We start from the raw sequence: 20345 nt of genomic DNA, 5'->3' as shown, positions 1-20345 counted from the left end.
TCACTTATACAGATACTTTATGTCCCAGCCTCATTGTTTATTTAATTATTAATTATTTGCCTTCACCAAAAATGTCGTCCCATTGATTACGCTTATCTAAGAATTCTTTTGCGAGTGCTTTAGCACCTTCAAGAGAATGACTAGCAGCCCAACCGCATTGAACTTCATTGCAAGCAGGAACTTCTGTAGCTTCTAACACATCATTTAAAGTTTTTTCAATAATATTTAATACATCTTCATAATCATCGTGATCAATAAATGAAACATAAAAACCAGTTTGACAACCCATAGGACTTAAATCTACAACTTTATCAGAATGATTTCTAATATGTTCAGCCATTAAATGTTCTAATGAATGTAGCGCTGGCATATCCATATGCGCTTTATTTGGTTGTTTAAAACGTAAATCATATTTTTTGATAACGTCTCCATTAATCCCTTCCATTGTGCCTGCTAAGCGAATATATGGTGCAACTACTTTTGTATGGTCAAGATTAAAACTTTCAACGTTCATTTTAGTCATATTTATTTCCTCCTATAAATACATTGCTTGAATAATATGATTGTAACAAGAGTGCTAATCATTTACAATTTTCTTAATCAAGTAATTCAAATGCTTATTGTAAGAAAATTTTGTAAATTCAAATGAATGTGATGACAATCTATAGTAAATCCGATAAAATAAGTAATAATTAAATTTAAAGATACATCAAGAAATGGATTGACTTGATGTCTAAATAAATATGGATATTAATATTCGTGTATAAAAGGAGTATAGATTGATGAGTAGTAAACAAGAGATATTAGACTATATAGAGAATAAAAAGTACGATTATGTCGAAATAAGCCATCGTATACACGAGCGTCCTGAGTTAGGCAATGAAGAGATATTTGCATCAAGAACATTGATTGATCAATTAAGAGCAAATGATTTTGAGATAGAAACGGATATTGCCGGACATGCTACTGGGTTCATTGCAACTTACCAGTCTGAAAAAGAAGGACCAACTATAGGATATTTAGCTGAATATGATGCTTTACCTGGTTTAGGTCATGCATGTGGCCACAATATCATTGGGACAGCAAGTGTATTAGCAGGAATAGCACTTAAACAAGTCATCGATCATGTTGGTGGAAAAGTAGTTGTATTAGGATGTCCTGCCGAAGAAGGTGGAGAAAATGGAAGTGCAAAAGCTTCATATGTAAAAGCCGGTGTGATTGATGATATTGACATTGCACTTATGATTCATCCTGGAAATGAAACATATCCAACGATAAATACATTAGCCGTTGATGTGCTTGATATTAAATTTTATGGTAAAAGCGCCCACGCTTCAGAAAATGCGGATGAGGCTTTAAATGCATTAGATGCGATGATTTCTTATTTCAATGGTGTAGCTCAATTACGTCAACATATTAAGAAAAGTCATCGTGTACACGGTGTAATTTTAGATGGAGGTAAAGCTGCTAATATTATACCTGATTATACACATGCGAGATTTTATACACGTGCCACTACTAGAAAAGAACTTGATATTTTAACAGAACGTGTTAATCAAATTGCAAGAGGTGCAGCCATCCAAACGGGTTGTGACTATGAATTTGGTCCTATTCAAAATGGTGTAAATGAATTTATAAAAACACCTAAACTAGACGAATTATTTGAAAAATACGCCATAGAAGTTGGCGAAGAAGTAAGTTATGATGATTTTGGTTTTGGTTCGACAGATACAGGAAATGTTAGTCATATAGTTCCTACGATTCATCCACATGTTAAAATTGGTTCAAGAAATTTAGTAGGTCATACACACCGTTTTAGAGAAGCAGCTGCAAGTGTTCATGGTGATCAAGCTTTGATTCGAGGCGCAAAAATTATTGCTCTTATGGGACTAGAATTAATTGAAAATAAAAAACTATTTGATGAGGTTGTAGAGCAACATTCTCAAATAAAGGGGTAAATAAATGAAAAATGAATATAGTGTTCCAAAGTTAACGTTAAGTGATTTGTATAATGAAAATATTGTATATAATTCAAGGCCTTCTTATGCATTGAATCCTTGGCTCACAACAGAAGAGCATCAGTCTAATTTTTTGACTGGTCGTGAAATGATTATCGCTAAGGATATGCCGATTGTTGTACACGAAGCGAGTATTACAGATAAGTTACAACAACTATTTGATTTTATTGGTAAAAAAATACCAAAGCATCTTTATACATTTAGAGATCGTGAAACGTATGAACGCTTGTTACAAGAGATTATCAATAAAGAAGGGAAAAAAATATATTTTCAATATATCGAAAACAATGACATAGTAGATGACGAAGCGTATGCCATTGATAAAGACGTTTTTGTAGCTTTAAATAATAAATCACGTATTCCTGAATGGACAAATCATAAATATTTACCAGACCGTGAAATTGTGTCAATTAGAGATTTCAAAGGTCGTATCAAAGATTGGGATTATCCTTTTGTAATTAAGCCAGGAGATGAATTACCAACTGCAGGTGGTTATGGCGTAATGATTTGCTATAACGACGAAGACTTAGAAAAAGCAACTCAACGAATATTTGAAGCGGCCCATGCTACCGATAATTTAATCATTGAACAAAAAATAGAAGCAGTTAAAAATTATTGTGTCCAATTTGCATATTCTAAAGAAATAGGTATCACCTATCTAGGTACTGCCCATCAAATTACTGATAAATATGGTCTATACGCAGGAAATGAAAATGTGCATGATGTTCCAGAAAAAGTGATTCAAGCTGGTCGTGAAATTATGCAAAATGGAGTGAATTTAGGCTTTATTGGTGTGGCAGGATTTGATTTATTATTAGATGAAAATGATAATGTATTTGCTATAGATTTGAATTTTAGACAAAATGGTTCGACAAGCATGCTACTATTACAAGATGAATTAAATCCTAACTATCAAAAATTTTATAGTTATTTTTCAAGAGGAGATAATACTCGTTTCTTCAATGTTATTTTAAAATATGTTAAACAAGGCGTGCTTTATCCTCTTTCGTATTATGACGGTGATTGGTTTGGTAAAGATGAAGTGAATTCTCGCTTTGGATGTATATGGAATGCTGATTCTAAAGAAGAAGTTGAACAATTAGAACAAGCATTTATTAGTGAACTTGATGATACTAATTAAGTTAGAGTATAGGTTAAATTAATTATAAAAAAAAATATGGATGTTTGACGTTAATTTTAATATAATTTAACATTTAATTAGTATATTAAGAGAGAGGGTTTGTAATGGAATATAAGCATAATGACTATTTCAAAGAGATATTAATTAATGAAGTCATTATTTTGGCTAGTAAAAATAAAAAATTAATTCGTATTCATCATGAAGATGGTGATTACACAGGAATGTGGACGAATGAAGACATCGCAAAAGAGTATTTAAATCACTCAGACATTCAATTTGATCGACTATTAAATATTGATATTGATACGTTCGTTACGTATGATATGGATGAATTGTTTGATGAAAGTGATAAAATTTTAATCAATACTTCAAGTAAAGAAGAGGGACATATTGTCAAAGTTGTAGACATGATGAATGAACTCATGTCTGAATTAGACAAAATTCGTCTTAAAGAATTTGCAAAAGATATTTCAAAAGAAAATCATGTTTTTGGCTTAACACGTAAAGGGGAAAAAAGATTTATTCTTATTAGTGATAAAGAAAATCAAAAACCTAATATTATGCCTGTATGGAGTATTAAAAATCGGGCACGAAAAGTTCGTGATAAAGATTTTGAAGAATGTGATTTAATCGAAATTGAAGGTAGTGTATTTAGTGAATGGCTTGATAAATTAAGAGATAATGATCAAGCTGTCGCAGTAGACTTAAAACCTGGAGTCGTAGGCACCATTGTTTCTCCACAAAAAGTATCTAATGAATTATCATTTTAAATCAAATCCCAATAGGTTTCTTTTTTAAGAAATCTATTGGGATTTTTATGTTAATGTTTTTAGTTTGAATTAGCTTAAATGAAGGACACCGATTGCACCTGAAAATGCACCATTTTCAATATAAAAAGGATGACATCCTCGTAAAACAGTATAATCCTCAATAACTTTTCGTAGTAAGGGATTATTATTAAAAGAAGACCCAATATAAACAACATTTTTTGTTTGACATTCACGAGCTACTGTAATCGCCATCGTTGTAATCACTTCGCCAACGACACCCACGACAGATGCTAATTTATCTGAGTTAGTAAAACGTTCATTCATATTATTTAGTACATTGCCAAAGTTTGCAGCAGTGAGTTCACCAGGAATAGGTGGTTCAGAATCTTTATATATATGTTTAACTTTTAAATCGATAATATCTCTATTTCCAGATTGAGCGAGATTTGTAAGTGTTTCATAATCAGATATTTCAGTCAATAAATAACCTAAACCTCGAATCATTCCGCCACCCGTACCAATTCCGCCTACACGTTCTTGATGGTGACCATTATAATAATGTAAAGACGTACCAGTACCTATATTTGCAAATATGTATTGATTAATATGATGGCCTTGCTCCTTAAGTAAAATACCTAATCCCTTTGAAGCAGCATCAAATTCAACAAATATTTGGGATGATTGTTTGATGTTTTCAGCAATAACGCCTGCGTTACCACCTGTTAAATTGATTTTTTCGAATTCATTTTGGTTTAACCATTGAATGACTTTATTTATATCTGTTGTTAATTCAGTTGACAATGTACGGTGTGTATCATCTTCCATTGCTATTTTAATTAATGTACCGCCGGCATCGATACCTACTCTCATTTTTTTCACCTCTAAAATTAATATATGACATGTTAATACTATAATAATTTTGACGAATTGCAATTATTTTACAATATTATAAAATAAATAGTAAATATTAGAGTAAATAGATTATTTTATAAGATTTAAAGGTTATATATGATATTATTAAAACAACTTTGAGATATAGGGGTTAATTTTATGAGTATAGTAAAGCAATTTGAAAATATTACAATTCAGGAATTTGAAGAACAATATCGCGATGATGTCTTAAACTTTGAATTAAGCGAACGACAACAAATTTATTCATCATTACCTAAATCTGTATTAGAAGATGCTTTAAAAGATGAAAATCGAGTAGCTAATATTGCCATTAATGAAAATGGAGATGTAGTAGGATTCTTCATACTTCATCAGTATTATCAACATGAAGGATATGATACACCTGAGCATGTCGTTTATGTTCGATCATTGTCTATTAATGAAAAATTTCAAGGACAAGGCTATGGTACAACTATGATGATGTATTTACCTCAATATGTTCAACTATTATTTCCAGATTTCAATCATTTATATTTAGTTGTTGATACTGAAAATGAAGGGGCATGGAATGTATATGAACGTGCTGGATTCATGCATACTGCTACTAAAGAAGAAGGACCCATCGGTAAAGAACGTTTATACTATTTAGATTTGGATTCTAAACATGTATCGTCATTGAAATTAGTTGAGAATAAAAATTCAAATATTGCAATGTATCAAATTATTGATTTATTAAAAGATGATCAAAAAGTTGGATTTATTGCACTCGAACATCTAAATACTCATCTAAATATCGCTGCAATAGAAGTCTATAAAGATCAAAGAAAAGAGGGGATTGCTGGGAGTGCTTTAAGACAACTTCCTACATATGTACGTAAACATTTTAAAGAAATAAGAAGTATAGGTATTACATTATTTGGAGAAAATAATGAACTTAAGCCATTATGTATTAGTAGCGGCTTTGTTGAGACAGATCAATCAGATGACTTAGTTATTTTCAAAAAATATATTAATTACTAATTGAATAGCAATTGCGAAATCATAAAATGTCATTTATAATTTATCTTTGTTACTATTAATAAAAGCAATGTAAAGATAATAAAATCCTTTGAAAGGAAGTTTAGTTATAATGAAAATTCAAGATTATACTAAAGAAATGGTTGATGAAAAATCATTTATCGATATGGCTTATACTTTATTACACGATAAAGGGTCAACAATGAATCTCTATGATATTATTGACGAATTTAAAAGTCTCGGTAATTATGAATATGATGAAATTGAAAATCGTATTGTACAATTTTATACTGACTTAAATACAGATGGACGTTTCTTAAATGTTGGTGAAAATCAATGGGGATTACGTGATTGGTATTCAGTAGATGATATTGAAGAAAAAATTGCACCAACAATTCAAAAATTTGATATTCTTGATGACGATGATGAAGAAGATGAAAATCTTAAGTTACTTGGCGACGATGAAATGGATGATGACGATGATATTCCAGCTCAAACGGATGATCAAGAAACATTAGATGATTCTGATGATAATGAAGAAGATATTGACGGTTCAGATATCGTTATTGAAGAAGATGATGATGACGACATCGCTGAAGGTGAAGAAGAAGCATTTGAAGATGCAGAAGATTTTAATGACTAAATATTAGTTTTAATTGACTTTTGAATGAAAAATGTTAAAATTTTATTCGGGCTCCTTTAATTAGGACACGTGTATAAATGTTATACGCTCCCCTTACAAATATGTGAGAGGGAGCGATTTTTTTATTTTTAGGAAATGTTTAAATTTTGTAGAGATAGAGTAAGGAAGCAACCCTTAATAAATTAGGAGGTCAGACAATGACAAAATTTATCTTTGTAACCGGCGGAGTAGTTTCATCTTTAGGTAAAGGTATCACAGCCGCTTCTCTAGGAAGATTGTTAAAAGACAGAGGACTTAAAGTAACAATTCAAAAATTTGATCCATATTTAAATGTTGATCCTGGTACAATGAGTCCTTATCAACATGGAGAGGTATTTGTTACAGATGATGGCGCTGAAACTGACTTGGACTTAGGACATTATGAACGTTTTATAGATATCAATTTAAATAAATATTCTAATGTCACTGCGGGAAAAGTATATTCACATGTGCTAAAAAAAGAACGTCGTGGAGATTATTTAGGTGGAACAGTTCAAGTGATTCCACACATTACAAATGAAATTAAAGAACGCTTATTATTGGCTGGAGAAAGTACAAATGCGGATGTGGTCATTACCGAAATAGGCGGTACAACAGGTGATATTGAATCTCTTCCATTTATTGAAGCTATTCGCCAAATTAGAAGTGACCTTGGCCGTGAGAATGTTATGTATGTTCATTGTACATTACTTCCATACATTAAAGCAGCTGGAGAAATGAAAACTAAACCAACACAACATAGTGTAAAAGAATTACGTGGTTTAGGTATTCAACCTGATTTAATTGTTGTTCGAACAGAATATGAAATGACTCAAGATTTAAAAGATAAAATTGCTTTATTCTGTGATATAGATAAAGAAAGTGTTATTGAATGTAGAGATGCATCGTCATTATATGAAATCCCATTACAATTAAGTGCTCAAAATATGGACGATATTGTAATTAAACGCTTAGATTTAGATGCTAAATACGATACACAATTAGATGAATGGCAATATTTATTAGATACCGTTAATTCATTAGATGGTACGATTACTATTGGCTTAGTTGGTAAATATGTAAGTTTACAAGATGCATACTTGTCAGTGGTGGAATCACTAAAACATGCAGGTTATCCATTGAAAAAAGATGTTGTAGTAAAATGGATTGATTCAAGTGAAGTGACAGACGAAAATGTAGAGAGTTATTTAAGTGATGTTGATGGAATTTTAGTTCCTGGTGGCTTTGGTTTTAGAGCGAGTGAAGGTAAAATTTCAGCTATCAAATATGCAAGGGAAAATAATATACCTTATTTTGGTATTTGCTTAGGAATGCAATTAGCAACTGTCGAATTTGCAAGAAATGTTGTAGGACTTAAAGATGCTCATTCAGCAGAACTTGATCCAAATACACCATATCCAATTATTGATTTGTTACCTGAACAAAAAGATATCGAAGATTTAGGTGGCACATTACGTTTAGGTCTTTATCCATGTACTATTAAAGATCATACTTTGGCACATGACATTTATAATGAAACAAATATTGAAGAGCGTCATCGTCATCGTTATGAATTTAATAATGCTTATAGAGAACAATTAGAAGATAAAGGAATGGTCTTTTCTGGTACTAGTCCAGATGGTCGTTTAGTGGAAATGGTAGAAATTCCAGAAAATGATTTCTTCATTGCTTGTCAATTCCATCCGGAATTCTTATCTAGACCTAATAGACCACAGCCAATTTTCAAAGCTTTTGTAGAAGCTGCTTATAAACACCAACAAAATTAAAATATCAAAATAGAAGCGGAATAGACTTTAAAAGTAGTCTATTCCGCTTCATTTATATCAATTTATATAGAAGATAAAGGTTGTACATGTTAGGCGCTAATGATTATAAAGTTAATTTATAATTCCAAGTCTCTAGTCATTTCAATCATTTGTGTATATATATCATAGTAAATGTAATTAAACGCCATTGTATGAGGTTGTACAATTTTATCGTAATCCTCAGTATATACAATCGGACGCGGAGTTGATAAGTTTACAAAATGCATAAGATGTTCAGGGAAATCTTCTTGTTTAGGACGATTGCATACTAATACAAAATCAATATCTTTGTCTATTAATTGTTGAACATCTTGAGCAACCTCCTTAGTATAAAAAGGAGAGAATAAAAATACACGATCAGTTGTGTCTAAATCATTTAAACTGTTTAATTCACTCAATTTTTTACTAGAATTTAATTTTTCATCACTTTCTAATATAAAAGTTTCAAAAAATTTTAAATCTCCATAACCATTAATATATACATATCCTTCTCCACCAATAGCTTGGATTAAACATTGAGCAGCCATTTGTATGTCTAACGCTTGGTCTTCTAAACGATTAAATATACCCGTTAATTGTGTTTGTAGTATCTTTGACATGATTATCCTCCATTTCATTAGTATTGTAATGAAATATAATATTTTATGCAATGAAGCTTCAAAAGTTATCAATTATTTTTAAATTAAGCATGCAATAAAAAATATTATCTGCTATAATAATTTTTGAAAATTTATGTAATTGGATACAAGGAGGAACTTTCATGCCATTAGTTTCAATGAAAGAAATGTTAATCGATGCGAAAGAAAATGGTTATGCGGTTGGTCAATACAACTTAAATAACTTAGAATTTACACAAGCTATTTTAGAAGCTTCTCAAGAAGAGAACGCGCCAGTGATCTTAGGTGTTTCCGAAGGTGCTGCACGTTATATGAGTGGTTTTTATACAGTAGTTAAAATGGTAGAAGGTTTAATGCATGATTTAAACATTACTATACCAGTAGCTATCCACCTAGATCATGGTTCAAGTTTTGAAAAATGTAAAGAAGCTATTGATGCTGGATTTACTTCAGTAATGATTGATGCTTCACATAGCCCATTTGAAGAAAATATTGAAATTACTTCTAAAGTAGTAGAATATGCACATCAACATGGCGTGTCAGTTGAAGCTGAATTAGGAACAGTGGGTGGACAAGAAGATGATGTTGTAGGCGGTATCATCTATGCCGATCCTAAAGAATGTCAAGAATTAGTCGAAAGAACTGGTATTGATACTTTAGCACCAGCATTAGGTTCAGTACATGGTCCTTATAAAGGCGAACCTAAATTAGGCTTCAAAGAAATGGAAGAAATTGGTGCATCAACTGGATTACCACTTGTTTTACATGGTGGTACAGGTATTCCAACTAAAGATATTCAAAAAGCAATCCCTTATGGTACTGCAAAAATTAATGTAAATACTGAAAATCAAATTGCTTCAGCTAAAGCTGTTAGAGATGTATTGAACAATGATAAAGAAGTTTACGATCCTCGCAAATACTTAGGTCCAGCACGTGAAGCTATTAAAGAAACAGTAAAAGGCAAAATTAGAGAGTTTGGTACGTCTAATCGCGCTAAATAAAATAATTATTATTAAAGGTTAAGGCAACCTGAACTGTCAGCAAAGTGTTCGCTTTGTTGACAGTTTTTTTATTTTATACAAAAATTTTACGATATATTATTAAAGTATTTGTATAAAGTTAGTCATGCTGAGTGTTAATCAATTACTGACTCATGATTTATAAAAAATAAATTATCTCTTTTTAAAATTTATGAAAAAACAGAATTAAATAATTGTATAAATTGATTTATAATAGTGTTATCAATCCGTTATATGAAATATTAGATTTTTGGATATTAATATTATAATTGCTAAGTTTTTTTAAAAGTTAGTGTTTTACAAATAAATAATATATAATTTATAATGCGAATTATGTATAATTTTACAAAAGGCGAATAAAGGAGAAAAAATAAATGAGTCAAGAAGTAATTAAAATCCGAGGTGGTCAACCACTAAAGGGCGAAGTTACAATTAGTGGTGCAAAAAATAGTGCCGTAGCTATTATTCCAGCTACTCTATTAGCGCAAGGACAAGTGAAAATTGACGGTTTACCGCAAATCTCAGATGTTGAAACACTAGTGAGTTTATTAGAAGATTTAAATATTAAAACAAATCTTAATGGTAAAACATTAGAAGTTGATACAACAGACATTAAAAATGCACCGTTACCAAATAACAAAGTTGAATCTTTACGTGCTTCTTATTACATGATGGGAGCCATGTTAGGTCGCTTTAAAAAATGTGTGATTGGTTTACCAGGTGGTTGTCCATTGGGCCCACGTCCAATTGATCAACACATTAAAGGATTTAAAGCTTTAGGTGCTGAAATTGATGAATCAAGTGATACATCAATGAAAATAGAAGCAAAAGAATTGCACGGAGCCAACATCTTTTTAGATATGGTAAGTGTTGGTGCAACCATCAACATTATGCTTGCAGCTGTTCATGCAAAAGGGCAAACAACGATTGAAAATGCTGCCAAAGAACCAGAAGTAGTAGATGTAGCAAACTTTTTAAATAGCTTAGGCGCAAATATCAAAGGCGCCGGTACGAGTACTCTAAAAATCAGTGGTGTTGAAGAGTTACATGGAGCTGAATATCAAGTGATTCCTGATAGAATTGAAGCGGGAACGTATATGTGTATTGCCGCTGCTTGTGGTGACGAAGTAACAATTAAAAATATTGTACCTAAACATTTAGAAGCGCTCACAGTTAAACTAAATGAATTAGGTGTTGATATTGATATCGATGATGATAAAGAACAAATAGTAATTAAAGGTAAATCATCATATAAAAATGTAGATATTAAAACATTAGTATATCCTGGATTTGCTACTGACTTACAACAACCTATTACGCCTTTATTATTTATGACAGATGGTCCATCTTTCGTTACAGAAACGATATATCCAGCTCGTTTCCGCCATGTAGAAGAGCTCAAAAATATGGGAGCTAGTATTGAAGCAGATACGTCTACTGGTACTGCAACAATTAAACCTTCTAAACTTCAAGGTGCCAAAGTATATGCGAGTGATTTACGTGCAGGAGCTTGCTTGATTATTGCTGGATTACTAGCAGAAGGTGTTACAACAATTTATAATGTTAAACATATTTATAGAGGATATACAGATATCGTTAAACATCTTAAAGATTTAGGTGCGGATATTTGGACTGAACAAGTTTAATTATTTTTGATATACTTAAATATATTAATTGCTGAAGTATATTAAATACCTGCAATGTTTAAGAAGTTTTGAATAGAGGTGAAGACAATGGAAATCTGTCCATATCTCGAAGAAACCTTTAAAATTGTTGGTAGAAGTTGGAACGGTTTAATCATTAATTACCTATCTCGATGCGCTGATTATACTGCACACTTTTCCGATATGAAAAGGGATTTAAAAACAATTACTCCACGTGCATTAAGTATTAAGCTTACAGAATTAGGTGAGTGGGAATTAGTAGACAAAAAAGTCATTTCTACACGTCCTGTTTCTATCGTTTATGAGTTAACCGATAAAGGAAAAGCACTTGCTGAGGCTTTAAGACCAATTGAAGCATGGGCTAGAGATTACGTCACATTAGAACATAACGATTCAGTTAAATAATATAGTTAAAAGGTTGGAGTTTATATAAACTTTAACCTTTTAATTATGTTTAAATAACATCAAATCGGATATATATTAGACATACACATTCTTAAGGAGTGAATCATTGATGAGAAATTATACTCAACAATATATTAATGGTGAATGGATTGATAGTGAAAGTAACGAAACAATTGATGTAATTAATCCAGCAACAGAAGAAGTTATTGGAAAAGTTGCAAAAGGTAATGAAAAAGACGTAGAAAAAGCGGTTCAAGCTGCTCATGACGTATATTTAGAATTTCGCCATAGTTCAGTTGAAGAAAGAAAACAACTACTAGATAGAATAGTAGAAGAATATAAAAATAGAAAACAAGATATTATTGAAACAATTACAGCAGAGTTAGGCGCTCCACTAACTGTTTCAGAAAATGTTCATTATCAAATGGGTTTACAACACTTTTCAGAAGCACGTAGAGCTTTAGATTCATTTGAATTTGAAGAACGTCGCGGAGATGATTTGGTAACTAAAGAAGCGATTGGCGTTTCTGGATTAGTTACACCATGGAATTTCCCAACTAATCAAACATCTCTTAAATTAGCAGCAGCATTTGCTGCAGGTAGTCCAGTTGTGTTAAAACCTTCTGAAGAAACACCATTTGCTGCAATAATTTTAGCTGAAATCTTTGAAAAAGCAGGCGTTCCTAAAGGTGTATTTAACTTAGTTAATGGTGATGGTGAAGGTGTAGGTAATCCATTAAGCGAACATCCTAAAGTTAGAATGATGTCATTCACTGGTTCTGGAGCTACAGGTTCTAAAATTATGGAAAAAGCAGCTAAAGATATCAAAAAAGTATCTCTTGAATTAGGTGGCAAATCACCATATATCGTACTTGACGATGTAGATATTAAAGAAGCTGCAAAAGCTACAACTGGAAAGGTTGTTAATAATACTGGTCAAGTATGTACTGCAGGAACAAGAATCTTAGTTCCAGAAAGTATTAAACAAGAATTCTTAACTGCCTTAAAAGAAGAGTTTAGTAATGTTAAAGTTGGCGATCCACTTGATAAAAATACTCAAGTAGGACCAATCATTAGTAAAAAACAATTCGACACAGTACAATCTTATATTGATAAAGGTATTGAAGAAGGCGCTGAATTATTATATGGCGGTCCAGGTAAACCAGAAGGATTAGATACAGGTTATTTTGCTAGACCAACTATTTTTGTAAATGTTAAAAATGATATGACTATTGCACAAGAAGAAATTTTTGGTCCAGTTGTTTCAGTAATCACATATAATGATTTAGACGAAGCAATCGAAATTGCTAATGATACTAAATATGGTTTAGCAGGATATGTAATTGGTAAAGATAAAGAAACGCTTCAAAAAGTAGCACGTTCAATTGAGGCAGGTAGAATTCAAATTAATGAATCTCCAAACGAACCTTATTTACCATTTGGTGGTTATAAACAATCTGGTATCGGTCGTGAATGGGGCGACTACGGAATTGAAGAGTTCTTAGAAGTAAAATCAATTGCTGGTTATTTTAAATAATTAAGTATAATGAAATATTTTAATATAAATACAGTTCATGGAATTGTTTTAGTTCCATGAGCTGTTTTATTTTTTGAAATTTAATAAAATCATTTTGTAATTAAATTAAAAATTTGCTATATTAATTCTAGTATTTAAGATGCTAACGTTTAAAACATTTAAGTTATAATCATTTAGATGATTTGACAATGCTAGTAGCTAGATGATTTTTATAAAAATATAAGAAATGGGTGCAATTTATGCCTGAAAGAGAACGAACATCACCACAATATGAATCTTTTCATGAATTGTATAAAAATTATACGACAAAAGAACTTACGCAAAAAGCAAAATCATTAAAACTAACTAATTATAGTAAATTGAATAAAAGTGAGCTTGTCTTGGCAATTATGGAAGCTCAAATGGAAAAAGATGGAAATTACTATATGGAGGGTGTTTTAGATGATATACAACCTGATGGATATGGTTTCTTAAGAACCGTTAATTATTCTAAAGGTGAAAAAGATATATATATATCAGCGAGTCAAATTAGACGTTTTGAAATTAAACGAGGCGATAAAGTAACTGGAAAAGTACGAAAGCCTAAAGACAATGAAAAATACTATGGACTTCTACAAGTTGACTTTGTTAATGATGAAAATGCAGAAGTTGTAAAAAAACGTCCTCATTTCCAAGCACTTACTCCGTTATACCCAGAGGAAAGAATTATTCTTGAAACAGAGCCTCAAAACTATTCTACTCGAATTATGGATTTAGTTACTCCAATTGGTTTAGGTCAACGTGGTCTTATTGTTGCTCCTCCTAAAGCTGGTAAAACGTCATTACTTAAAGAAATTGCAAATGCAATTAGTACAAATAAACCAGATGCTAAATTATTTATATTATTAGTAGGTGAACGACCTGAAGAGGTAACTGATATAGAGCGTTCAGTAGAGTCAGCAGAAGTAGTACATTCCACTTTTGATGAACCTCCTCAACACCACGTTAAGGTAGCAGAGTTATTACTAGAAAGAGCAAAACGTCTTGTAGAGATAGGACAAGATGTCATTATCTTGATGGACTCTATTACGCGTTTAGCAAGAGCATATAATCTTGTTATCCCGCCTAGTGGTAGAACATTGTCAGGTGGTTTGGATCCAGCATCCTTACATAAGCCTAAAGCATTTTTCGGTGCTGCGCGTAATATTGAAGCAGGTGGTAGCCTAACTATTTTAGCAACAGCTTTAGTAGATACAGGTTCACGTATGGATGATATGATTTATGAAGAGTTCAAAGGTACAGGTAATATGGAACTTCATCTTGATCGTAAATTATCCGAACGTCGAATATTCCCAGCTATTGATATTGGACGTAGTTCTACACGTAAAGAAGAATTATTAATTAGCAAGTCCGAATTAGACTCATTATGGCAACTTAGAAATATGTTTACTGATTCTACCGATTTTACAGAGCGTTTTATAAGAAAATTAAAACGTTCAGAAAATAACAAAGAATTTTTTGAACAATTGCAAAAGGCAGCCGCTGAAAGTACAAAAACAGGAAAACCAATTATCTAAAATATATGATTGAGGGTTGCGTTTTCCTTCAATAACTATTATAATTACACAGTATTGGGTAAAAACTCACAAATAACTCTGTTCCAGATGGTTCAGGGCAAAGGAGCTGAAAAAAATGAAACAAGGAATTCATCCTGATTACCACAAAGTCATCTTTTTAGATACAACAACTAATTTTAAATTCTTAAGTGGTTCTACTAAAACTTCTTCAGAAACAATGGAATGGGAAGATGGTAACGAATACCCAGTTATTCGCTTAGATGTATCATCTGATTCACATCCATTCTACACAGGACGTCAAAAATTCGCTGCTGCGGATGGTCGTGTGGAACGTTTCAACAAAAAGTTTGGTCTCAAATCAAACAACAATTAATTTTGAACTTAAAATGCCTGCCTAATCTATTATGTATAGAATTAAGCAGGTATTTTTTTATTTCTAAACTATTTTATTCATTTGTTCAATGATAACCCAGTAATAAACTCATTTATAATAAACGAAAATATGATATAATTAAGCGATTATGTTTTGAAAAAGGTGGAACTTATAATGTATGAAACTTACCATTCTGGTTGGATTGAATGCATTACTGGAAGTATGTTTAGTGGTAAATCGGAAGAATTAATTCGTCGATTAAGAAGAGGAATTTATGCTAAACAAAAAGTAATCGTATTTAAACCGGCTATTGATGACCGGTATCATAAAGAAAAAGTTGTATCACATGATGGTAATGAACTAGAAGCCATTAATATTTCAACAGCTAGAGAAATACTATTACAAAATTTATCTCAATTTGATGTCATAGGGATAGATGAAATTCAATTTTTTGATAATGAAATTGTACATATAGTAGAAAAGCTAGCTGAAGAGGGTCATAGAGTTGTAGTAGCAGGTTTAGACATGGACTTTAGAGGTGAACCTTTTGACCCCATGCCTCAAATTATGGCTGTAAGTGAACAAGTGACCAAATTACAAGCCGTTTGTGCAGTATGTGGTTCGTCATCAAGTCGGACGCAACGTTTAATCGATGGACAACCAGCAAGAATTGATGACCCAATTATATTAGTAGGAGCAAATGAAAGTTATGAGCCAAGATGCAGAGCACATCATATTGTAGCACCTAGCATCAATGACAAGGAGGAAATATAGTGTTTGATCAATTAGATATTGTTGAAGAAAGATATGAACAGTTAAATGAAATGTTAAGTGATCCAGAAATCGTCAACGATCCAGATAAATTACGAAAATATTCTAAAGAGCAAGCTGATTTACAGAAAACAGTAGATGTTTATAGAGATTACAAAAGTAAAAAAGAAGAAGTAGCAGAAATAGATGAAATGCTAACTGAAACAGATGATAAAGAAGAAATTGAAATGTTAAAAGAAGAAGCATCTGGATTAAAAAGTGAACTTCCTGAATTAGAAGAACAACTTAAATTCTTGTTAATTCCTAAAGATCCAAACGATGAAAAAGACGTTATTGTCGAAATTAGAGCAGCAGCTGGTGGAGATGAAGCAGCTATTTTCGCAGGCGATTTATTAAGAATGTATACAAAATATGCGGAATCTCAAAATTTTAAAACTGAAATTGTTGAAGCGGCAGAAAGTGATCATGGTGGATATAAAGAAATCAGTTTTTCAGTTTCAGGTAGTGGTGCCTATAGTAAGTTGAAATTTGAAAATGGTGCTCATCGTGTACAACGTGTGCCCGAAACAGAATCTGGAGGACGTATTCATACATCTACAGCGACTGTAGCTGTATTACCTGAAGTTGAAGATGTAGAAATTGAAGTACGTAATGAAGATTTGAAAATTGATACGTATCGTTCAAGTGGTGCTGGTGGTCAACACGTTAATACTACAGACTCTGCTGTGCGTATTACACATATTCCAACCGGTATTATTGCAACGTCTTCAGAAAAATCACAAATTCAAAACCGTGAAAAAGCATTAAAAGTATTAAAAGCACGATTATATGATATGAAATTACAAGAAGAACAACAAAAGTATGCAGCTCAACGTAAATCAGCTGTAGGGACAGGAGATCGTTCTGAACGTGTACGAACTTATAATTATCCTCAAAGTCGTGTGACAGATCATCGAATTGGTTTAACTTTACAAAAGCTCGACCAAATTATGGAAGGTAAATTGGATGAAATTATTGATGCATTAACACTTTCTGAGCAAACTGAAAAACTGAAAGAACTAAATAATGGCGAGCTTTAAAGATACCTTACAAGAAGCGATTGAATTAACAAAAGAAAAAGGATTTGAGCAATCTAGAGCGGAATGGCTGATGTTAGACTTATTTAAATGGTCTAGGACTGATTATTTAATGCATATGTATGATGAGATGTCTCAAGCTGAAGAAGCAAAATTTTCACTTGCATTAGACCGTATGTTATTAGGAGAGCCTATTCAATATATTGTTGGTTTTCAATCATTTTATGGATATCAATTACAAGTAAATTCTCAATGTCTTATTCCACGTCCAGAAACAGAAGAAGTTATGCTTCATTTTTTAAAGCATTGTAAAGATGGAAGTACAATTGCTGATATAGGAACAGGCAGTGGAGCGATTGCAATTGTACTTAAAAAACTAAATCCAACCTTAAATGTAATAGCCACAGATCTTATTGAAGATACTCTAGAGGTAGCATCTGATAATGCACATCAATTAAAAGCGGATATCAGATTTCTAAAAGGTAACGCCCTTAAACCACTTATTAAAGAAAATATTAAATTAGATGGCTTAATTTCAAACCCTCCTTATATTGATCAAACTGAGATGAAAGATATGGAAGATACGGTAGTAAAGTATGAACCTCATATCGCGTTATTTGCTGAGGATGAAGGGTATGAAATTTATGAGATGATTCTAGATGATTTACCAAAAGTACTTAATAAAGGGGCTTATGTAACTTTTGAAATTGGATATAATCAAGGAGAAATATTAAAAGCACGTATTATAAATAAATATCCGCATGTGAATGTAAATCTCTTGAAAGATATTAACGGATTAAATAGAATGATTTCATTTAAGTGGTAATAGTGGAGTGGGAAAGAAATGTATTATTTTCTAACCCACTTCTTTTTCTTTAATAATTTCACATATGTGAAAGGTGTGATCAAAGTGAAAACAAATATATGGAATATGAAAGATTATAGTCAAGATCCCCACACGTTTTCTCAATTAGCAGAAATAAAAACTATTTATGAAAATGGTGGCCTAATTGCGATACCTACTGAAACAGTGTACGGTTTAGGTGCCAATGCTAAAAATGAACAGGCAGTAGAAAACATTTATAAAGCCAAAGGACGCCCGTCTGATAACCCACTGATTGTTCATATTTACAAGCAATCACAAATGGATGCATTTGTATCAACTATCCCTAAGGAAGCTAAGAAATTAATGAATGCATTTTGGCCTGGCCCAATCTCGTTTATTCTTCCTTTAAAACAAGGATATTTATGTGAGAAAGTGACAGGTGGTCTTAATTCTATTGCTGTAAGAATGCCAAGTCATCCAATTGGAAGAGCAATATTAGAATATGTTGATTTACCAATCGCAGCACCCAGTGCAAATATAAGTGGAAGACCTTCTCCAACGACATTTCAACATGTTTATAATGATTTAAATGGAAAAATAGATGGTATTGTGAATGGCGATCAAAGTGAAGAAGGCTTGGAGAGTACAGTTTTAGATTGTACCCAATTTCCTTTTAGAATAGCAAGACCAGGATCAATTACTCAAACAATGCTTAATCAGGTGGTACCTCACAGCGTCATTCAATATGATTATAATCAATTAGAACGTCCCATAGCACCAGGTATGAAATATAAACACTATGCACCTAAAACACCTGTATATATGTTAACTGAATTGACACAACCTATTTCTGAGTTAAATGAATCAGGGTTAGCATTTGTTTTACCTTCTAGTATGAAAAAGTATGTACCTAAAGATGGTATATTTATCTCTCTTTGTGAAAATCAAAGAGATGTTAAAGGGGCTAATCATAACTTATATAAAATTTTACATGACATTGATGATGATGAACGAATAAAAAAAGCATTTATTTATACTTTTGATAATATTGAAGGTTCTGAAGCAGTTATGAATCGTATGCTAAAAGCAACGGGAAATCAAATAGTTAAAGGAAGAGAATTATGAAGATAATATTTGTATGTACTGGAAATACTTGTAGAAGTCCTATTGCTGAAAGTATAGCTACAGCGCTTCTACCTAACGATTCTATTCAATCACGTGGATTATTTGCAATGAATGGACAATCCATTACTCCTGAAGCATTAGAAGTTATTTTAGAAAATAATTTACCAGAACCCTCTGTATCTCAAATATTCAGTCAAGATGACTTAAAAAGTGATTTAATTTTAACGATGACCAATAGTCATAAACGACAGTTAATCAGTCAATTTGGGACAGAATATCCTATTTATACATTATGTGAGTATGTATCAGAAACAGGTGAAATAGATGATCCATTTGGCGGTAGCATAGATACTTATCGTCACACATTTAATCAATTATATTCTCTTATTAGCAAATTGAAACACGAAGAATAAAGAGAAATATTACGCTAATAGTATAAGTTGAGTAATAAATAAGTTATAATAAAGAAGTATAGCTTGTCAGCTATGCTTCTTTTTATCTTTGTAAGTGAGGTGAAATAATATGCAAGAACTTACAACTTTACTGGATGAATTGAAAACTCAATCGTTTTTCAAAAAAGATGAGATTTGTGTGATAGGATGTTCAACTTCTGAAGTAATTGGGGAAAAAATTGGGTCAGTTGGTTCAATGGAAGTTGCTGAAACTATTTTTAATGAATTGGAACGTATAAAACGTGAAACGGGCGTTTCATTTGCGTTTCAAGGTTGTGAACATATTAATAGGGCGATTACAATTGAGCGTGAAGATTATAATCCATTTACTATGGAAGAAGTAACTGTTGTACCAGATGTTCATGCAGGAGGAAGTCTTGCTACATATGCCTATCAACATATGAAAGATCCAATAGTCATTGAATATATAAAAGTGCCTAAAGGTATTGATATTGGTCAAACGCTTATTGGAATGCACATTAATCATGTTTGTGTTCCGTTGAGAACAAGCGTTAAAAAAGTTGGTGAAGCTACAGTTACAATCGCTACTTCAAGACCAAAAAAAATTGGTGGAGAAAGAGCTAAATATGAATAAGTTCT

Annotated in this window: 21 protein-coding genes; 18 read left to right on the top strand and 3 right to left on the bottom strand. The window is 32.0% G+C overall.

The window, feature by feature from the left end:
• Positions 1-52: 52 nt before the first annotated feature.
• Complete coding sequence (locus HMPREF2647_RS00620) at positions 53-523, bottom strand: S-ribosylhomocysteine lyase (protein WP_017175110.1); 471 nt, start codon at positions 521-523, stop codon at positions 53-55.
• Between the two features lie 259 nt (positions 524-782).
• Here HMPREF2647_RS00620 and HMPREF2647_RS00615 point away from each other — a divergent pair, with 259 nt between their 5' ends.
• From HMPREF2647_RS00615 to HMPREF2647_RS00605, 3 genes are all read left to right on the top strand, one after another.
• Positions 783-1958 carry a M20 family metallopeptidase gene (locus HMPREF2647_RS00615; protein ID WP_017175111.1) on the top strand — a complete coding sequence of 392 codons (1176 nt, stop codon included), beginning with the start codon at positions 783-785 and terminating at the stop codon, positions 1956-1958.
• Between the two features lie 4 nt (positions 1959-1962).
• Positions 1963-3159 (top strand): L-aspartate--L-methionine ligase LdmS, encoded by a 1197-nt coding sequence (locus HMPREF2647_RS00610; RefSeq protein WP_037541099.1) that lies wholly within the window; start codon positions 1963-1965, stop codon positions 3157-3159.
• A gap of 104 nt (positions 3160-3263) precedes the next feature.
• A complete protein-coding gene (locus tag HMPREF2647_RS00605; RefSeq protein WP_017175113.1) occupies positions 3264-3929 on the top strand; it encodes a DUF2750 domain-containing protein in 666 nt (221 codons plus the stop codon).
• A 69-nt stretch (positions 3930-3998) separates the two neighbouring features.
• Here the strand turns inward: HMPREF2647_RS00605 and coaW are convergent, their stop codons facing one another.
• Complete coding sequence (coaW, locus tag HMPREF2647_RS00600; protein WP_070859299.1) at positions 3999-4799, bottom strand: type II pantothenate kinase; 801 nt, start codon at positions 4797-4799, stop codon at positions 3999-4001.
• Positions 4800-4979: 180 nt separating this feature from the next.
• Between coaW and HMPREF2647_RS00595 the strand changes: the two genes are divergently transcribed.
• The 3 genes from HMPREF2647_RS00595 to HMPREF2647_RS00585 all read left to right on the top strand — a co-directional run bounded on the left by HMPREF2647_RS00595 (position 4980) and on the right by HMPREF2647_RS00585 (position 8285).
• Entirely contained in the window at positions 4980-5840 is an 861-nt protein-coding gene (locus HMPREF2647_RS00595; RefSeq protein WP_017175115.1) for a GNAT family N-acetyltransferase, read from the top strand.
• A 109-nt stretch (positions 5841-5949) separates the two neighbouring features.
• Positions 5950-6480 (top strand): DNA-directed RNA polymerase subunit delta, encoded by a 531-nt coding sequence (gene rpoE / locus HMPREF2647_RS00590; protein WP_002448639.1) that lies wholly within the window; start codon positions 5950-5952, stop codon positions 6478-6480.
• Between the two features lie 197 nt (positions 6481-6677).
• Entirely contained in the window at positions 6678-8285 is a 1608-nt protein-coding gene (locus HMPREF2647_RS00585; RefSeq protein ID WP_019835603.1) for a CTP synthase, read from the top strand.
• A gap of 116 nt (positions 8286-8401) precedes the next feature.
• Here HMPREF2647_RS00585 and HMPREF2647_RS00580 read toward each other — a convergent pair whose 3' ends face one another.
• Entirely contained in the window at positions 8402-8923 is a 522-nt protein-coding gene (locus HMPREF2647_RS00580; RefSeq protein WP_019835604.1) for a DUF2529 domain-containing protein, read from the bottom strand.
• 161 nt (positions 8924-9084) lie between these two features.
• Here HMPREF2647_RS00580 and fdaB point away from each other — a divergent pair, with 161 nt between their 5' ends.
• From fdaB to HMPREF2647_RS00520, 12 genes are all read left to right on the top strand, one after another.
• Positions 9085-9942, top strand: a complete 858-nt coding sequence (gene fdaB / locus HMPREF2647_RS00575; RefSeq protein WP_002448638.1) for a class IIb fructose-bisphosphate aldolase FdaB — start codon at positions 9085-9087, stop codon at positions 9940-9942.
• Positions 9943-10334: 392 nt separating this feature from the next.
• Positions 10335-11606: a UDP-N-acetylglucosamine 1-carboxyvinyltransferase gene (locus HMPREF2647_RS00570; RefSeq protein ID WP_019835606.1), complete on the top strand. Its 1272-nt coding sequence runs from the start codon at positions 10335-10337 to the stop codon at positions 11604-11606.
• Between the two features lie 87 nt (positions 11607-11693).
• The gene (locus HMPREF2647_RS00565) at positions 11694-12029 is read left to right on the top strand and encodes a winged helix-turn-helix transcriptional regulator (protein WP_002488141.1); all 336 of its coding nucleotides are present in this window, start codon (positions 11694-11696) and stop codon (positions 12027-12029) included.
• A gap of 109 nt (positions 12030-12138) precedes the next feature.
• Positions 12139-13566: an aldehyde dehydrogenase family protein gene (locus tag HMPREF2647_RS00560; protein WP_049382309.1), complete on the top strand. Its 1428-nt coding sequence runs from the start codon at positions 12139-12141 to the stop codon at positions 13564-13566.
• A gap of 239 nt (positions 13567-13805) precedes the next feature.
• On the top strand, positions 13806-15122 hold the full coding sequence (gene rho, locus HMPREF2647_RS00555) for a transcription termination factor Rho (protein WP_017175120.1): 1317 nt from the start codon (positions 13806-13808) through the stop codon (positions 15120-15122).
• A 115-nt stretch (positions 15123-15237) separates the two neighbouring features.
• Entirely contained in the window at positions 15238-15495 is a 258-nt protein-coding gene (locus tag HMPREF2647_RS00550) for a type B 50S ribosomal protein L31 (protein WP_002448672.1), read from the top strand.
• A gap of 174 nt (positions 15496-15669) precedes the next feature.
• Positions 15670-16269, top strand: a complete 600-nt coding sequence (locus tag HMPREF2647_RS00545) for a thymidine kinase (RefSeq protein ID WP_017175121.1) — start codon at positions 15670-15672, stop codon at positions 16267-16269.
• On the top strand, positions 16269-17345 hold the full coding sequence (prfA, locus tag HMPREF2647_RS00540) for a peptide chain release factor 1 (RefSeq protein ID WP_017175122.1): 1077 nt from the start codon (positions 16269-16271) through the stop codon (positions 17343-17345). The genes HMPREF2647_RS00545 and prfA overlap by 1 nt, the downstream gene beginning before the upstream one ends.
• Positions 17332-18168 (top strand): peptide chain release factor N(5)-glutamine methyltransferase, encoded by an 837-nt coding sequence (prmC, locus tag HMPREF2647_RS00535; protein WP_070859296.1) that lies wholly within the window; start codon positions 17332-17334, stop codon positions 18166-18168. The genes prfA and prmC overlap by 14 nt, the downstream gene beginning before the upstream one ends.
• A gap of 84 nt (positions 18169-18252) precedes the next feature.
• Positions 18253-19293: an L-threonylcarbamoyladenylate synthase gene (locus HMPREF2647_RS00530; protein ID WP_019835609.1), complete on the top strand. Its 1041-nt coding sequence runs from the start codon at positions 18253-18255 to the stop codon at positions 19291-19293.
• A complete protein-coding gene (locus HMPREF2647_RS00525) occupies positions 19290-19706 on the top strand; it encodes a low molecular weight protein arginine phosphatase (RefSeq protein WP_017175125.1) in 417 nt (138 codons plus the stop codon). Before HMPREF2647_RS00530 ends, HMPREF2647_RS00525 begins: the two co-directional genes overlap by 4 nt.
• 109 nt (positions 19707-19815) lie before the next feature.
• Positions 19816-20340, top strand: a complete 525-nt coding sequence (locus tag HMPREF2647_RS00520) for a TIGR01440 family protein (RefSeq protein WP_019835610.1) — start codon at positions 19816-19818, stop codon at positions 20338-20340.
• The last annotated feature ends 5 nt before the right edge of the window (positions 20341-20345 follow it).

This window comes from Staphylococcus sp. HMSC035D11 (assembly GCF_001836075.1).
Lineage (GTDB): Bacteria > Bacillota > Bacilli > Staphylococcales > Staphylococcaceae > Staphylococcus > Staphylococcus hominis.
The sequence above is the reverse complement of the archived record's forward strand: the minus strand, read 5'-3'. Positions and strand labels throughout refer to the sequence as shown.

Bases quoted from the DNA above. Each gene is read 5' to 3' on its own strand.
- HMPREF2647_RS00545 (WP_017175121.1), top strand. From the start codon at position 15,670: ATGTATGAAACTTACCATTCTGGTTGGATTGAATGCATTACTGGAAGT.
- HMPREF2647_RS00610 (WP_037541099.1), top strand. From the start codon at position 1,963: ATGAAAAATGAATATAGTGTTCCAAAGTTAACGTTAAGTGATTTGTAT.
- HMPREF2647_RS00605 (WP_017175113.1), top strand. From the start codon at position 3,264: ATGGAATATAAGCATAATGACTATTTCAAAGAGATATTAATTAATGAA.
- HMPREF2647_RS00620 (WP_017175110.1), bottom strand. From the start codon at position 523: ATGACTAAAATGAACGTTGAAAGTTTTAATCTTGACCATACAAAAGTA.
- HMPREF2647_RS00585 (WP_019835603.1), top strand. From the start codon at position 6,678: ATGACAAAATTTATCTTTGTAACCGGCGGAGTAGTTTCATCTTTAGGT.
- prmC (WP_070859296.1), top strand. From the start codon at position 17,332: ATGGCGAGCTTTAAAGATACCTTACAAGAAGCGATTGAATTAACAAAA.
- coaW (WP_070859299.1), bottom strand. From the start codon at position 4,799: ATGAGAGTAGGTATCGATGCCGGCGGTACATTAATTAAAATAGCAATG.
- HMPREF2647_RS00560 (WP_049382309.1), top strand. From the start codon at position 12,139: ATGAGAAATTATACTCAACAATATATTAATGGTGAATGGATTGATAGT.
- HMPREF2647_RS00550 (WP_002448672.1), top strand. From the start codon at position 15,238: ATGAAACAAGGAATTCATCCTGATTACCACAAAGTCATCTTTTTAGAT.
- HMPREF2647_RS00570 (WP_019835606.1), top strand. From the start codon at position 10,335: ATGAGTCAAGAAGTAATTAAAATCCGAGGTGGTCAACCACTAAAGGGC.
- HMPREF2647_RS00580 (WP_019835604.1), bottom strand. From the start codon at position 8,923: ATGTCAAAGATACTACAAACACAATTAACGGGTATATTTAATCGTTTA.
- HMPREF2647_RS00565 (WP_002488141.1), top strand. From the start codon at position 11,694: ATGGAAATCTGTCCATATCTCGAAGAAACCTTTAAAATTGTTGGTAGA.
- HMPREF2647_RS00595 (WP_017175115.1), top strand. From the start codon at position 4,980: ATGAGTATAGTAAAGCAATTTGAAAATATTACAATTCAGGAATTTGAA.
- HMPREF2647_RS00615 (WP_017175111.1), top strand. From the start codon at position 783: ATGAGTAGTAAACAAGAGATATTAGACTATATAGAGAATAAAAAGTAC.
- HMPREF2647_RS00520 (WP_019835610.1), top strand. From the start codon at position 19,816: ATGCAAGAACTTACAACTTTACTGGATGAATTGAAAACTCAATCGTTT.
- rpoE (WP_002448639.1), top strand. From the start codon at position 5,950: ATGAAAATTCAAGATTATACTAAAGAAATGGTTGATGAAAAATCATTT.
- fdaB (WP_002448638.1), top strand. From the start codon at position 9,085: ATGCCATTAGTTTCAATGAAAGAAATGTTAATCGATGCGAAAGAAAAT.
- rho (WP_017175120.1), top strand. From the start codon at position 13,806: ATGCCTGAAAGAGAACGAACATCACCACAATATGAATCTTTTCATGAA.
- HMPREF2647_RS00525 (WP_017175125.1), top strand. From the start codon at position 19,290: ATGAAGATAATATTTGTATGTACTGGAAATACTTGTAGAAGTCCTATT.